The organism is Streptomyces sp. NPDC031111, assembly GCF_055570675.1.
Map to the genome: position 1 here is coordinate 64,301 of NZ_JBVIGS010000023.1, position 13,919 is coordinate 78,219.

Annotated in this window: 10 protein-coding genes and 3 pseudogenes; 11 read left to right on the top strand and 2 right to left on the bottom strand. The window is 69.0% G+C overall.

Going from position 1 to position 13,919, the window contains the following annotated elements:
- Positions 1 to 567: 567 nt before the first annotated feature.
- From ACZ470_RS34525 to ACZ470_RS34575, 11 genes and pseudogenes are all read left to right on the top strand, one after another.
- On the top strand, positions 568 to 870 hold the full coding sequence (locus ACZ470_RS34525; protein WP_468433747.1) for a hypothetical protein: 303 nt from the start codon (positions 568 to 570) through the stop codon (positions 868 to 870).
- 69 nt (positions 871 to 939) lie between these two features.
- Positions 940 to 1,362, top strand: coding sequence for a phage tail protein (locus ACZ470_RS34530; protein ID WP_468433749.1), 423 nt, complete (start codon positions 940 to 942; stop codon positions 1,360 to 1,362).
- Between the two features lie 14 nt (positions 1,363 to 1,376).
- Entirely contained in the window at positions 1,377 to 2,102 is a 726-nt protein-coding gene (locus ACZ470_RS34535) for a CIS tube protein (RefSeq protein ID WP_468433751.1), read from the top strand.
- The gene (locus ACZ470_RS34540) at positions 2,102 to 4,012 is read left to right on the top strand and encodes a VgrG-related protein (protein WP_468433753.1); all 1,911 of its coding nucleotides are present in this window, start codon (positions 2,102 to 2,104) and stop codon (positions 4,010 to 4,012) included. The genes ACZ470_RS34535 and ACZ470_RS34540 overlap by 1 nt, the downstream gene beginning before the upstream one ends.
- A gap of 55 nt (positions 4,013 to 4,067) precedes the next feature.
- The gene (locus ACZ470_RS34545; protein WP_468433755.1) at positions 4,068 to 4,511 is read left to right on the top strand and encodes a GPW/gp25 family protein; all 444 of its coding nucleotides are present in this window, start codon (positions 4,068 to 4,070) and stop codon (positions 4,509 to 4,511) included.
- Complete coding sequence (locus ACZ470_RS34550) at positions 4,511 to 6,472, top strand: putative baseplate assembly protein (protein WP_468433757.1); 1,962 nt, start codon at positions 4,511 to 4,513, stop codon at positions 6,470 to 6,472. The genes ACZ470_RS34545 and ACZ470_RS34550 overlap by 1 nt, the downstream gene beginning before the upstream one ends.
- A 31-nt stretch (positions 6,473 to 6,503) precedes the next feature.
- Positions 6,504 to 7,070, top strand: a complete 567-nt coding sequence (locus tag ACZ470_RS34555; RefSeq protein WP_468433759.1) for a phage tail protein — start codon at positions 6,504 to 6,506, stop codon at positions 7,068 to 7,070.
- Complete coding sequence (locus ACZ470_RS34560) at positions 7,067 to 8,506, top strand: NADase-type glycan-binding domain-containing protein (RefSeq protein WP_468433761.1); 1,440 nt, start codon at positions 7,067 to 7,069, stop codon at positions 8,504 to 8,506. The genes ACZ470_RS34555 and ACZ470_RS34560 overlap by 4 nt, the downstream gene beginning before the upstream one ends.
- 127 nt (positions 8,507 to 8,633) lie before the next feature.
- Positions 8,634 to 10,013: pseudogene (locus tag ACZ470_RS34565) on the top strand (IS1380 family transposase).
- A 224-nt stretch (positions 10,014 to 10,237) separates the two neighbouring features.
- Positions 10,238 to 11,049, top strand: a pseudogene (locus ACZ470_RS34570) (IS5 family transposase).
- Between the two features lie 458 nt (positions 11,050 to 11,507).
- Positions 11,508 to 12,296: a scabin-related ADP-ribosyltransferase gene (locus tag ACZ470_RS34575; protein WP_468433763.1), complete on the top strand. Its 789-nt coding sequence runs from the start codon at positions 11,508 to 11,510 to the stop codon at positions 12,294 to 12,296.
- 464 nt (positions 12,297 to 12,760) lie between these two features.
- Here ACZ470_RS34575 and ACZ470_RS34580 read toward each other — a convergent pair.
- Both ACZ470_RS34580 and ACZ470_RS34585 read right to left on the bottom strand, forming a co-directional pair.
- A pseudogene (locus tag ACZ470_RS34580) lies at positions 12,761 to 13,078 on the bottom strand (SbtR family transcriptional regulator); the annotation flags it as partial.
- Between the two features lie 395 nt (positions 13,079 to 13,473).
- Positions 13,474 to 13,695, bottom strand: a complete 222-nt coding sequence (locus ACZ470_RS34585) for a hypothetical protein (RefSeq protein ID WP_468433765.1) — start codon at positions 13,693 to 13,695, stop codon at positions 13,474 to 13,476.
- Positions 13,696 to 13,919 lie beyond the last annotated feature (224 nt).

Below are 13,919 nucleotides of genomic sequence, written 5' to 3' on the forward strand. Positions count from 1 at the left end.
GTGCGGGCTGCCCGTCCCGGCATCCAGGGTGGTGCTGCGTCGGACGCTCCTGTTGTTCAGCGCACTGGCCGTGCTGTGTCTCCTGCCGGTGCGTCAGTTTCCACCCCGGCCGAGGCCGCGCCTGTTGTCTCGCGGTCCGTCCCTGCGGGGACCACGGGGGTGGGTGGGCCGTCGGTGCGGGCTGCCCGTCCCGGCATCCAGGGTGGTGCTGCGTCGGACGCTCCTGTTGTTCAGCGCACTGGCCGTGCTGTGTCTCCTGCCGGTGCGTCTGTCACCACCCCGGCCGAGGCCGCGCCCCTCACCACCCGCGTCACCCCGGCAGCTCCGACCGGCCCCACAGCGCCGCGCACCCCCTTCAGCCCCCCTCCCACATCCTTCACGTTCCCAACTGCCGCCGGGGCCCTGCCGGTTCAGCGCAAAGCCACGCCCTCCGCCAAGTCCGCACCCGCTGCGCCCCCGCGCTCCCCGTCACCAGGCCCCACCGCCTCCACCTCCCATGCCCCCCTGACCAACCCGCCTCGGACCACGTCTGCCCCACCCCCACCCGTAGTCCAACGCTTCGGCTCGATGTTCAAGTCCGGGCCTGCGGCCAAGCCGAGGAGTTCCGGAACGCACAGCACCGTCGGTGCCCTGGCCGCGTCCACCACGTCCACCGTCGCGAGCACGTTCCCCCAGCGCGTCCCGCCCGCCGCGAGCCGCCCGCCAGAGTACGAGGCTGTGCAGGCGGGCGCCTTCGATCCGCGGGCGCTCACCGACTTCCAGCTCGACGAGCTCGTACACCTGATCATCGGCCGCATCACCCGGCTGGTCCGCACCGAACTCCGCATGGACCGCGAACGGATCGGCAGGCTCCGCGACCCCCGCAACTGACCACCCGACCCTGCCACCCACCCCCGACCACCTGGCACGTCACTCCAGCACGACAGAAAGGCCGCCGCGATGTCCGACCAAGATCCGGGCTCCTCCATCTGGTTTTCCCTCAGCATCGACGGCGACGACCTCGGCTACTTCAACGGATGCGAGGGGCTGGCGGCGCAAGTGGATGTCGAACAGTTCCAGGAGGGCGGCAACAACGGATTCGTGTGGCAGCTGCCGTCCCGCGTGACCTTCTCCACGATCCGGCTGACCCGCCCGCTGACCCAGGACACCGCAAAGGTCGCAGAATGGATCTCGACCGTGCAGACCGGCATCTCGCGGCCCACGGCCCAGATCACGGCGCTGCGCGCGGACGGTTCGGAGGTCGCCCAGTGGGGCCTGCTCGACGTCCTGCCCGTCAGCTGGACCGGCCCCACCCTCGACCCGGCCAGCCCCGCCGTGGCGACCGAGGTACTGGAGATCGCCCACCACGGGTTCACGAGCTGAGGACGGGAGGACAGATGAGCATCGCCAGCTGGGCTGGTGTGGGCGAGAGCCTCGTACACGCCACGCTCGCCATCCACGAACCGCCGAAGGGCCAGAGCCGCACCCCCGGCTCGATCATCAAGACGTTCGATTTCGAATACAACCCGGCGCAGCTGTCGCTGTCCCGCAACGCCCAGTGGAAGACCACCCCCGCGCAGACTGAACGCACCGGCGCGCTCCCGGAGTTCATGGGTACCCAGGGGCGGGAGATGAGCCTGGAGATCTTTCTCGACCGCTCGGGCGATCCGGACAGCAACGACCTGCTGAAGATGATCGAGTCGCTGCTCAAGTGCTGCGAGGTGACGCCGGCGAGTGTCGACGCGAAGCAGCCGTCGCCACCGTGGGTGGTCTTCGAGTGGGGGTCGTTCCGGACGGCCCGATTCACGGCGTACGTCAGTGCCGTGCAGGCCAGAATCACGCTGTTCGGGACGACCGGGATACCGATCCGCGCCACCTGTCAGCTCCAGTTGCACGAGATCCCCAGCAAGACCGCGGGGCAGAACCCGACCTCCGGCGCGCTGACCGCTCAGCGCGTGCACCGGGTCGTGGCCGGTGACTCGCTACAGTCGTTGGCCTGGCGGGAGTACGGCAGCGCGGCCGCCTGGCGTTCCATTGCCGAGGCCAACGGCATCGACAACCCCGGGGCGTTGAGGGCTGGCACCGAACTCGTGCTGCCGGCCGCCGAGGAGGTGCCTCACTGATGGTGCGGCACGCTTTTTCCAGCGTCGTCGAGGTGAAGATCGGTGGCGCGAAACTGCCCTCCCAGATGGTCCCGATGCTCGTGGAGGGCTGGGTCGACCAGGGTGTCGGCGTGCCCGCGGCATTCCGCCTCACCTTCCGCGACCCCAACCACCTGGTCCTCGACAAGCTGAAGGTGCAGTTCGGCACCAGGGTCGTCATCACCCCGATCGCCGACGGGCAGGGCATCGGCAACCCCCTGCTGACCGGCGAGGTCACCGGCCTGGAGGCCGACTACGACGGCACCGGCAGCTTCACCGTCATCCGCGGCTACGACCTCGGGCACCGCATGATGCGCCGGCGCCGCGTGGCCGCGTACCGCAATCAGAAGGCCTCCGACATCGCCCGCAAGCTGGCCGCCATGGACGGTGTGTCCATCGGCCGTATCCAGCAGACGAGGGGCACGTATGCGTTCATCAGCCAGTCCAACGTCACCGACTGGGACTTCCTGTCCCGGCTCGCCGACGAGAACAACATGGTCATGTTCCTGGACGCCAAGGGGAAGTTCCGGTTCGTCACGCCGAAGCCGTCGGCGGGCGCGCCCTCGCCGACGACGGACGGCGACAGGAGCACCTTCGTGCTCGAGGCTGGTCACGACATCCTCAGGTTGCGGTCCGCCGTGACCGCGGCCGACCAGGTCGGCAAGGTCGAGTCGCGCGGCTGGAACGTCACCACGAAGAAGAAGATCACCGAGATCGCGCCCGCGACCACCGACCCGGGCATCAGCATCGGCTGGACACCTGGGGAGGCCGCCGGCAAGTTCAAGGCCGCCAAGCTCGTCGAGACCGCCAACCCCTACGACAGGCAGGACGAGGTCCAGCACGCCGCGAAGGCACTGGCCGCCGACGTGACCTCCTCCTTCGCGGAGCTGGAGGTCGCCGTCTACGGCGACCCCGACCTCAGGCCCGGCGTGCCCATCGCCCTCTCCAACGTCGGCAAGCCCTTCGAGGGCAAGTACACCGTCACCTCGGTACGCCACGTCTTTGGCGACAGCAGGCACTACGAGTCCTGGATCACTGTCAGCGGGCGCCAGTGGCGTTCCCTTTACGGGCTGGCGTCGGGCGGCGCCAACTCGGCCGGTGGCGCACGGCTGCCCAGCGTCGCCAACGCCATCGTCACCGACGTACAGGACCCGCTCGCGCAGGGCAGGGTCAAGCTCCAGTTCCCGTGGCTGGACGACACCTACGTCAGCGACTGGACGCGCACCGTGCAGCTGGGCGGTGTCGGCGGCGGCGGAGTCTTCCCCATGGATGTAGGCGACGAGGTGCTGGTCGCCTTCGACCGGGGCGCGCTGGACCACCCGTTCGTCATCGGCGGGCTCTACAACGGCCGGGACAAGCCCACCGTCTCCGACGTGCCCCTGCACGACGGCATGAAGAGGCAGGCCGTACGGCACACCCTGTCCGACCGCCAGGGCAACCGTGTCGACCTGCTCAGCCAGCAGACCGGCGGGCGCAAGCAGGGTGTGCGGATCGCCAGCGGGAACGACAAGCTGATCATTAATCTCGACCGCACCAAGACCGAGATCACCGTGGACAGCAAGGGCAGCGTCAGCATCACCGGCAGCGGTTCGGTGTCGGTGGAAGCGGGCACCAGCCTCAGGCTGCACGGCCGCCAGTCGGTGACGATCGACAGCGGCGGGCCGCTCATGCTGAAGGGCAAGGGCCTGGTCAGCCTCACGTCGCTGGGCGGCGGGGTCGACGTCAAGGCGATGGGCGGAGCCATGAACTTGTCGTCGAACCTCGCGACGACGATCAACGCCATCACCAACGTCAGTATCAACGCCATCACCAACGTCAATATCAAGGGCCTAAGGGTCGACCTTGCCGGTGTCGTGTTCGTCAACACCGTCAAGTACCCCCTCCCGGCATGATCGGACGTCCCCGCCGGTACGCCGGGCCGGCAAGAGGAAGGCAGGTGGCCGTCTGATGGCCGAGCAGTTCGTCGGGTCCGGCTGGTCGTTCCCGCTGCGCATCGGGCCGACCGGCGGGATCGCGCTGGTCAGCGGCGAGCGAGAGATCGAGGAGGCGATCCGCCTGGTGCTGTCGACCGCGCCGGGCGAGCGCCCGATGCGGCCAGACTTCGGCTGCGCCATCCACGACCTGGTGTTCGCGCCCGTCAACGAGCAGACGGCGGGCCGGATCCAGCACGAGGTGCTGACCAGCCTGGACCGCTGGGAACCGCGTATCGAGGTCGAGGAGGTCGCGGTGACGGCGGGTGGCGACCAGAGCGTGCTGTACGTGGATGTCCGCTACTCGATCCGCGGCACCAACAACCCGCGCAGCCTGGTCTTCCCGTTTTACGTCATTCCCTCCCACGATGAGCCCGAAGGCCCCGGTGCGGCCGGTACGGCAACTGAAAGCGACCACTGATGGCCCTGCCCTCACCCAACCTCGACGACCGCCGTTTCCAGCAGTTCGTCGACGACGCCAAGCGCTACATCCAGCAGCGCGCCCCAGAGTGGACCGACCACAACGTCTCCGACCCCGGCATCACCCTCGTCGAGACCGTCGCCCACATGGCCGACCAGATCATCTACCGCCTCAACCGGGTTCCGGAGAGGAACCACCTGGCCTTCCTGGACCTGGTCGGTATCACCCTCTTCCCGCCCTCCGCCGCCCGCACGGACGTGACGTTCTGGCTGTCGGCGCCCCAGGAGGAGGCGATCACCGTGCCGGTGGGCACCGAGGTGGCCACCATGCGCCCGGAGAGCGAGGAGGCGGTCGTCTTCGCCACCGAGCGCGAACTGCGCGTCGTGGCATGCGAGTTGCGGCACCTGCTGACCCAGCACACGGGCGAGCCCGCGGTGGAGCGTACGCACGACCTGGCCGACGAGGACAAGGACCTGCTGTGCTTCTCGGAGGCCCCCGCCCCCGGCGACTGCATGCTGCTCGGCCTGACCAACGCGGTGCCGCACTGCGCTATCGTGCTCGACCTGGACAGCCAGGTCGACGGCGTCGGCGTGGACCCGCGTCAGCCGCCGCTGGTGTGGGAGGCGTGGACCGCGGACGGCTGGCAGCCTTGCGAGGTCGACCGGGACGGCACCGGTGGCCTCAACCGGCCGGGCGAGGTGGTCCTGCACGTCCCCGGTGGACACGTGCTGTCCCGCAACGCCGGCCAGGAGGCGGGCTGGCTGCGCTGCCGGGTCACCGAGCCGCTCTCCGGCCAGCCCTTCTACACGACCTCGCCGACCATCCGCGCCGCCGAGGCCTTCACCATCGGCGGCACCACGCCCGCCGTACACGCCGAGACGGTGTACGACGAGACGCTGGGAGAGTCCACCGGGCTGCCCGGGCAGCGGCTGCGCCTCGAACACGCGCCCGTGGTCGGAGACGACCCGCCTCTGCTGCTGCAGACCGCCGAGGACGACGGCTGGGTGGACTGGCAGGTGGTACCGCACTTCGCCGGGTCCGGGCCGTACGACCGGCACATCACCCTCGACGCGACGTCGGGCGAGATCACCTTCGGACCCGCGGTGCGCGAGCCCGACGGCACGCTGCGCCAGTACGGCATGGTCGCGCCCAAGAGCTCCCCGATCCGCGCCCGCCAATACCGTACGGGCGGCGGCCGGGCCGGCAACGTGGCGCGGGGCGCGGTGCAGGTCCTGCGCACCTCCATCCCGTACGTCTCCTCGGTCGTCAACCGCGAGGCCGCGCGCGGCGGGGTGGACGGCGAGACGGTCGAGGAGGCGAAGGTCCGCGCACCGATCACACTGCGCGCGCAGGAGCGGGCGGTGACGCTGCGGGACTACGAGGAGCTTGCCCGCCGCGCCGCCCCGGAGGCCGCCCGGATCACCTGTCTGGAGGGCGAGGAGAACGAGCACGGGGCGTACGCGGTACGGGTACTGGTGGTGCCGCAGGCCGTCCCCGATCCCGGCGGCCGTCTCCGCTTCGAGCAATTGGTACCCGGGGATGCCCTGTTGGACCGCATCACCCGGTATTTGGACGAACGCCGCCTGATCGGGACACGACTGGCGGTGGGACCGCCGTTCTACCAGGGTGTGACGGTGGTGGCCACCGTGCACGCCTTCCGCGGCGTCGACAGCGACAAGGTGCGCCGAGACGCCCACGATGCCCTGTACCGGCACCTGGACCCGCTGACCGGTGGCGCGAACGGCACGGGCTGGCCCTTCGGCCGCCCCGTGCAGTCCGGCGAGGTCTTCGCGGTGCTGCAGCGGGTGCCGGGCGTTGAACTGGTCGATGAGGTGGTCCTGCACCCGGCGGACCCGCTGACGGGTAAGCGCGGCGAGGCCACGGACCGTATCGACCTCTCGGCCCCGTCGCTGGTGTTCTCGTTCGACCACCGTGTTCGGGTGATCGGAGACGGATCGTGACGAGCGTCGACCGCCGGGCCGGGAGCTGCCGATGAGGGGATCGATCGACGGGCTCGCGTCGTCCGCGCCGCTCAGTGAAATGCTGCCGGGGGTGTTCGCCGACGACGACCTGGTCCAGCGTTTCGTGGCCGGTCTCGACGAGGTGGTCGCACCGATCCACAACGTGCTTGACTGTCTGGACACCTATTTCCGGCCCGCCTTGGCGCCGCTCGACTTCGCCCAGTGGCTGGGAAGTTGGGTGGGCGCCGAGACCGACGGCACGGAACCGGAAGAGCTGCTGCGGGCCGCGGTGGCCGCCGCGGCGTATCTGCACCGCATCCGGGGCACCGTGCGCGGCCTGTCCGAGGCGATCAGGCTTGCCTTCGGTGTCGAACCGGAGATCACCGAGAGCGGCGGCGCCACCTGGAGCGCCCGGCCCCTCGGCCTGTTCCCCGGCGACCCGCGCCCCCACCTCCATGTCCATCTGTACCTGCCCGACCCCACTCCGGCGGACCGCCACCGCCTGGACACCCTCGTGGCAGCCGCCCGCCCTGCCCACATGCCGTACACGGTCCAGGTGACCGCGCTACCCCCCGCCGAAAGGACCCCGTCGCCATGACGACCCCCCTGAACTGCGCAGAATGCGGCACCAGCGCGGAACCGGGCCAAGCGTTCTGCGACGCGTGCGGTGCCGTGTTGAGCTGGACGGACCGGGCGGGCGGGGGCGACGGTGCGAGGGGCGCCGGGGAGGCCCGTAGCACTGCCGACGGGGCTGACGGGGGTTCCGGCGACGCTTCCCCCGCCGCCCCCGCCGCCCCCCGCGGCTCGGGCGGCGCCGACTGGGATGCCTTCGCCGGGGTGGGCGGGAATGCGGAGCCGGTCCGCACGCGCCGGGACCTGCTGGGCGCGCGTGCGACGGCGGCGACCGATCCGGCGGCCCCTGAGCCCGCACCGGCGCCCCCGCCCGAGGGCACCACCCGCCCCGAAGCCCCCGCCCCGGACGTTTTCACTCACCCTCCGGCCCTGGAACCCGGCGCCTCCCACCACCCGACCAGCTGGGCCGTGGACGACACCGCACCCACCGAACCGGTCCCCACCCCGGCGACGAACATCAGGTCCCCCACGACGCCGGCGCCCGGCGCGGCCCCCGACGGCATGTCCGACCGGGCCCGCCAGTTGCTGGTACCGGTCGCCGACCCGGACCCGACCCCCACGGCATGGCCGTCGGTGGCGCCCGTGCTGCCCGGCCGCCCGGCCCCGCAGGGCCCGCAGGCGGTCAGGGCACCCGGTGAGGAACTCGGAGCGGACGGCGGGACGCCGTGCCCTTGGTGCTCCACCCGCAACCGGCCCGACCGGCACTTCTGCACCCGCTGTGCGATGCCGGTGGCCGGCGAGGCACGCACACCGGGACAACTGCCCTGGTGGCGCCGTCTCTTCGGTGCGGGGAACCGGGAGGCCCCGTGGGCGGGCGAACGGCCCCGCCTGCGCCGTGCCTTCGACCGTGTACTGACCTGGCTGGGTGCGGCGATTGTGGTGACCTTGCTGATCGTGCTGGGCTTCAACATCCCCAAGGGCGTTCAGGCCGCCAAGGACCACTTCTCCAAGCGTGCCTCGGTTCAACCGGACAGCTGGAGCGCGTCCCGTTCCTACCCGGGCCACAAGCCCGACCTGGCCGGGGACAAGCTCAACAACACCTGGTGGGGACCAGGCGTGTCGGAGTCCGGCAAGGGCGAGTGGCTCCAAGCCAAGTTCGATGCGCCGACCCGCCTGCTGGACCTGATCATCACGCCGGGCGTCTCCACCCGCCCCGACCAGATCACCAAGTCGGCCCGGCCCCACCGTCTCAAGGCCACCATCACGTTGTCCGACGGCAAGACGGCCACCCGCGAGATCACTCTCGACCCGGGTGCGGGCGGCCAGCGCATTCCCTTCCGCGTCGGCACGGTCAGCTCGGTCCGCTTCACGATCGAGTCGGCCACCGGTACGTCGTCGAAGAAGCAGGTTGCCATCGCCGAGATCGAGTTTTTCGGCCCGTCGAGCGCCAATTCGGCCTGAAGCGGGGACCTCGGGCGGAATGCCGCACACGGCGCGGACCGTACGGCCGAGGCGGCCCGGCCAGCGTTCTCCTGCACGGTGGATCCAGGTCGTGGAGGACGCACTTCAGGTCGGGCCCCGTCGTATCCTGAGAGTGTCTACCGCGTCGTATCCGTGTGTCCGTGGCCAGGGGGACGGCCGCCAGGCGGTCTCGCCGGCCGGCTCGGTCCTGCTCGTGGAGACGGTCCGCAAGAGCTGCCTTGACCAGGCAATATTCCCACGGGGCTGTCGCCGTGGCGGAAGCCAAGGGCCGTTCACGACCCCGGGAAGGTCCTCCTGGACATCGCCCTGGCGGTGCGTCGGGCGGGGACTGCCTCGCGGCGGATGTGGGCATGCTGCGGGTCGAGCCGGCCGTGTTTGGGCCGGTCGCTTCCGACCCGACGGTCTCCCGCCTCGTCGACACCCTCGCCGCCTCCGGGGAGAAGGTCCTGCAGACGATCCGTTTCGCGCGAGCCCAAGCCCGCGAACGAGTCTGGCAGTTGGCCGGTCAGGCGGCGCCCTGACGCGGGCGGGACGGTAACCGTGGACCTCGACGGGTGCTGGTGATCGCGCACTCCGACAAGGAGGACGCCGCAGCACCCACCTGGACCTACGGCCATCACCCGCTCATGGCATTCGTCGACCACGGGCCGGACGGCACCGGGGAACCCGTCGCGGCCCTCCTCAAGCCGGGCAACGCGGGATCGAACACCGCCGCTGACACATCACCACCGCCCAACTCGCCCTGGCCCAGGTGTCGATCAGGTTCCGGCGCGGCCGGCGGACCCTGATCCGCACGGATTCCGCGGGGCGCCACCCACGACTTCGTGGCCTGGCTCGCCCAACGGGGACGGTGGCTGTCCTTCTCGGTCCCGCATGGTGATCACCGACGCGATCCACCGGCACGTCCTGCGCGTTCTGGCCTCGGCCTGGACGCCGGCCGTCGAGGCGGACGGCGAGGTCCGGGACGGGGTCTGGGTCGCCAAGCTCTCACCGGCGACGTCCTGGACGGCTGGCGCAAGGGCATGCGGCTGACCGCCAGGGGGGAACGTACGCATCCCGGGGCCCAGTTGCGGCTCACGGACGCGGACGGCATGCGTCTGACCTGTTTCGCGACGAACACCGCCGCCGGCCGATCGCCGAACTCGAGCTGCCTCACCGTCGTCGGGCGAGGGCCGCGGACCGTGTCGGGGCCGCCCGGGCCACCGGCCTGCGGAACCTGCCCTTGAAGCGCACCGCTCAGTACCGGATCTGGCTGGAGATCGTGCAGATCGCTCTCGACCTACTGGTCTGGACGCCGATGCTCGCGCTGACCGGCAAGGCCCGTCTCTGGGAAACCCGCCGCCTGCGGCTTCGCCTGTTCACCGCAGCCGGACAGCTCGTGACCACCGGCCGTCGGCGGATCCTCCGACTGGCCCGGCACTGGCCTTGGACCAGCCACATCACCGCCGCACTCGAACGGCTCGCACTCCTGCCGACCTCCGGCTGACCAGCGGATTCCCCAACCCGACGACAGCACCTCACCATCCGGACCAGTGGAAGCCGGTGCCACGCCGAGACGACACTCGTGCCCGCGACCTGCCATAGCCTCAGCCCACAGCACGAAAACGGTCCACCGACTCCATCAAACGGACCGTCACGAGACGTCGAGGGCAGCGACGTTGCTGGACTGAACTACCGTGTCCTATGTGGTGAAGCCTCGTTGAACTCGGCATGGGGCGGGGTACGTGGAGTTGGATTGTTCCGGACGGGTTGTGGGAGATCGCGAAGCCGTTGATCCCGCCGTCGAAGGCGCGGCCGCAGGGCGGTGGAAAACAGGGCACCCCTGATGAGACGCTGTTCGCCGCGATTATCTACGTGCTGGTATCCAGCTGCGCCTGGCGTGCGTTGCCGCCGTGCTTCGGCGTCTCGAAGTCGACCGCCCATCGGCGGTTCCTGATCTGGTCGAGAGCCGGTGTCTGGGGGCGGCTGCACGAGGCCGTGCTGCACCGGCTTGACGACGCCGGCCTCATCGACGTCACCCGTGCTCGACACCGCCCACATCCGGGCTAAAAAAGGGGCGGGCACACAGGTCCGAGCCCCGTGGACCGCGGCAAGCCGGGTTGCAAGATGCACGTCCTGTCGGACGCGAACGGACTGCCCCTTCTCGTCGGCGTCTCCGCGGGTAGCACCCACGACAGCGAAGGGCTGAAGCCCATGGTGGAGGGTCACCAAACGAGACACGACCCCCACCGCGCCGCTACTTCAAGCCCCAGCGCCTGCACGCCCACAAGGCATACGACCGGGCTGATCTGCGCAGATGGCTCCGATGGAAGCGCATCGGCGTGCGCGTCGTCCGCAAGGGCATCGAGTCCAGCAAGCGATTAGGACGACGCCGCTGGGTCATCGAGCGCACAATGTCGTGGCTGTCCGGCTACCGCCGGCTCAGCCCCCGCTACGAACGCGATCCCCGCAACTACCTGGCCTTTCTCGGCCTGGCCGCCGCCCTGTGCTGCTACAAGCGACTCATCCGCCTCACCACATAGGACACGGTCTTAGCTGTGCCGCGTAGCCGAACGGGCAGCGGGGCGCCCTGAGGTACGCAGGGGCTCCGTGAGATGCCCAATGTGCCGAAAACCAGGGCCATAGTCTCTCGAACGGTCTGGAAGACGACCTGACCACCGTGACCGACAGGCAAGTACGGATCGCCTTCGAACAGCGATAAGTTATCCTGACCCTCATTGCACAACGACGAACAGAAATCCACCTCTCAGGGGCCAGGCCCGCCCCCTCGTCGCATGCGCTGGCGCTATCTGCCTCCGGGCCACTCTACGGTCGACGGATCTGGCTTTCACACGACAGCAAGGACCATGTACACACACGAGTCACGCCTCACACCCAAGGCCCAGAGATCCGCACAACGCTCTTGGCGGTCCACCGCAGCGTCGTCAGTTGGCGGTCCACCGCGGCGTCGTCAGTTCCTTCCCTGCTGGTCCTGCAGCAGATGGCAGGCAACGCGAGGCTGACGCTTGCGATTAAGGAGGAACACGACAAGAACGTGCGAGACGCTGTCACCGCCCCGAGTGCCTCCGTGACGGTCCCGGTTCAGATGGCCAGGTCGTCCGGCTCCCCCGCAGCGCAGAGCTATGAGGAGGATTACTCGGGCTGGGAAGCCGAGGCATACGCGCCGGTGGAAGGAATGAGCAGCAGTCTGTTCGGCCCGTCATCGACCAGCGGGAACGGATCCGATCTCACCCGCGTCAGGGCCTCCGCCGCGCTGGGCCTCCGCCGCGCGAACGCCGTCCGCCGGCCGAACGCCCCCCGCCGCGCCGACGGCAGCACACCGGGTAACGCGCTCCAGGCGGCCCTCGTGAGAGTGGATGTGAACAAGCTCCCGCGTGAGGCGGTCTGGCGCACCTCTCGCGAGCCCCTGTACCGCAATGACAGCCGCCCCTGGTACATCGTTTTCAAACAGGGCTTCGCGCCGAAGAATCCAGCCAACACGAATCTCGAGGACTTCCTGCACAGTAACGCGCCCTCAGCCTACGTGGCGACGACCAGAAAGAAAGACCTCAACTGGCCGCTCGACGGCGGCGATTCCTACATCTACCAGATCGACGTACCCGGCGGTATTGACGCCAACAGGACGTATCCCCAAACGATGCACCCGGACAAGTACGACGAGGCCGAGGTCGACTTCCCCGGCGGCATCGCCCCGAGGTATATCACGGGATGCTGGGCACTCGACGAAGACGGATCCCGCAGATGGATACCAAACGACGGCAAGTCATGATGACCGGGCTATGGCCTGGTGCTGCCGTCCCCGGTCGAGAGGTCCGAGGGCAGCGAACCGGCTGAGCTCGACAACACATGCAACACCATTGCATCCCTCGAACCGCCCTCGTCCTTTTCCAGCTGGAACAAGACTGCACAGCCTGGTGATCAGGAACCGTCACGGCGACCTACCCGGACTCACCGGCGCTGCACGTGGTGACCGGCGACGTCATCGACCCGACATCGGTCAGCTCGGGTGCCAAGGGTGGGACTGTCCTGAAGCTGGCTCTTCCAAGATTTTCGTAGGCGTTGATCGTTACGGCGATCCGCCGGGGTGACATGTCCGTCCCTGCCAGGCTGGTGGCGTGTGTTGTCGCCATCGAGGAACTGCCGTCGCAGCCGTCCGGGTTACGGATCGAGAGGGTGGACACGTGAGGTTAAGCAGGGAACGCTGCCGACAGGGTGAGGGTGGGCGGGAGAATCCTACGATCGCGAGATCGTGGTTCGAGAAGGCAGGTGTTCGATGTCGGCATCGCCGCTTCCCGCGCTCGTCAGAATCACGCTCGTGACGACATCAAAGAGGTGATCGACGCGTGGCGCGAGCGCGGGCTGATTACCGAGCCATGCGAGCGACCCGGCCGGCGCGAACAGGTCGGTGCCGTCGATGTCGGTCCCCGCCGGGCCCTTGGACTGAGTGCAGGCGAGGAGTCGGGAGCCGGCCGCGCGTATCTTGACGCACGAAGCGTGAAGCGCGGACTACGTGTCCTCATCGGCCGTCATCATCGATGTCACGACGCCGCGACAGTAAGAACTGGCGGGCCATGGCCCTAGGCTGTCGCGAACACATGAGCGATACCGTCCAGGCGATCGCCGGTTTGCTGTCTCACATGCAGACCTGCGGACCTGACGTCACCACGGCAGACATGAACACGGAGCCACGTCGAAGCCTTCGACGCCTCACTGCCTACCGTGCACGAGCTCGTAAAGGGTGTTGCAGAAGGCTCGGCTTCGGGCATTTCCAGGACGCGTCGGCAAGGTCGTCGATCACGCGGGAAGGTGCCCTCGTAGCTGCGCTGACAGTTCTCGATGTCATTCGTTGGAGGGGCGGTCCGGCAAGACCGCCCCTGACGTGCCAGCAGCCAACTACACTCCGGACGATGCCTCTAACCAGGCCGGATAGCGAAAGCTGCTGGACACTAGGAGCGCAGGGACGACAACGGTGCCCAGCACGTCGGCGGCGGGGCCATCGGCCGGGCCAGGGCGCCGGTCGGGTCCTGGAACACCTCGCCGTCGGCGTCGACCTGGAAGTCGAGCACCCACGTGCTCCCGGCCGCGATGAAGACGATGTCGCTCTGAACGCAAGAGTCGGTGACGTCGCTGGGGCCCGGGTGGGCCTCCAGGACGTCGGCCAGGCGCACCGTCTCTTGTCCACGGCGGTCAGCGGGCTCTTGTTGCGGTCGATGGGCGGGAATGGTGACTGGGCAGGCCAGTTGGCGAGTTGCGCAAACCCATGGGCAACGGTGTCTGACCATAAGGGCAAGGTCGTGGCGCCATGGAGCAGCATCCGCGCAAGGCGGTTTCACACCGCGGTTGGGCATGGTGGAGTTCCCGGCAAGCAAAGGAAAGGTCCTCATCGATGCGC

Coding starts and splice junctions, on each gene's coding strand:
- ACZ470_RS34525 (WP_468433747.1), top strand. CDS start 568: ATGTTCAAGTCCGGGCCTGCGGCCAAGCCGAGGAGTTCCGGAACGCAC.
- ACZ470_RS34555 (WP_468433759.1), top strand. CDS start 6,504: ATGAGGGGATCGATCGACGGGCTCGCGTCGTCCGCGCCGCTCAGTGAA.
- ACZ470_RS34540 (WP_468433753.1), top strand. CDS start 2,102: ATGGTGCGGCACGCTTTTTCCAGCGTCGTCGAGGTGAAGATCGGTGGC.
- ACZ470_RS34530 (WP_468433749.1), top strand. CDS start 940: ATGTCCGACCAAGATCCGGGCTCCTCCATCTGGTTTTCCCTCAGCATC.
- ACZ470_RS34560 (WP_468433761.1), top strand. CDS start 7,067: ATGACGACCCCCCTGAACTGCGCAGAATGCGGCACCAGCGCGGAACCG.
- ACZ470_RS34575 (WP_468433763.1), top strand. CDS start 11,508: ATGGCAGGCAACGCGAGGCTGACGCTTGCGATTAAGGAGGAACACGAC.
- ACZ470_RS34545 (WP_468433755.1), top strand. CDS start 4,068: ATGGCCGAGCAGTTCGTCGGGTCCGGCTGGTCGTTCCCGCTGCGCATC.
- ACZ470_RS34535 (WP_468433751.1), top strand. CDS start 1,377: ATGAGCATCGCCAGCTGGGCTGGTGTGGGCGAGAGCCTCGTACACGCC.
- ACZ470_RS34550 (WP_468433757.1), top strand. CDS start 4,511: ATGGCCCTGCCCTCACCCAACCTCGACGACCGCCGTTTCCAGCAGTTC.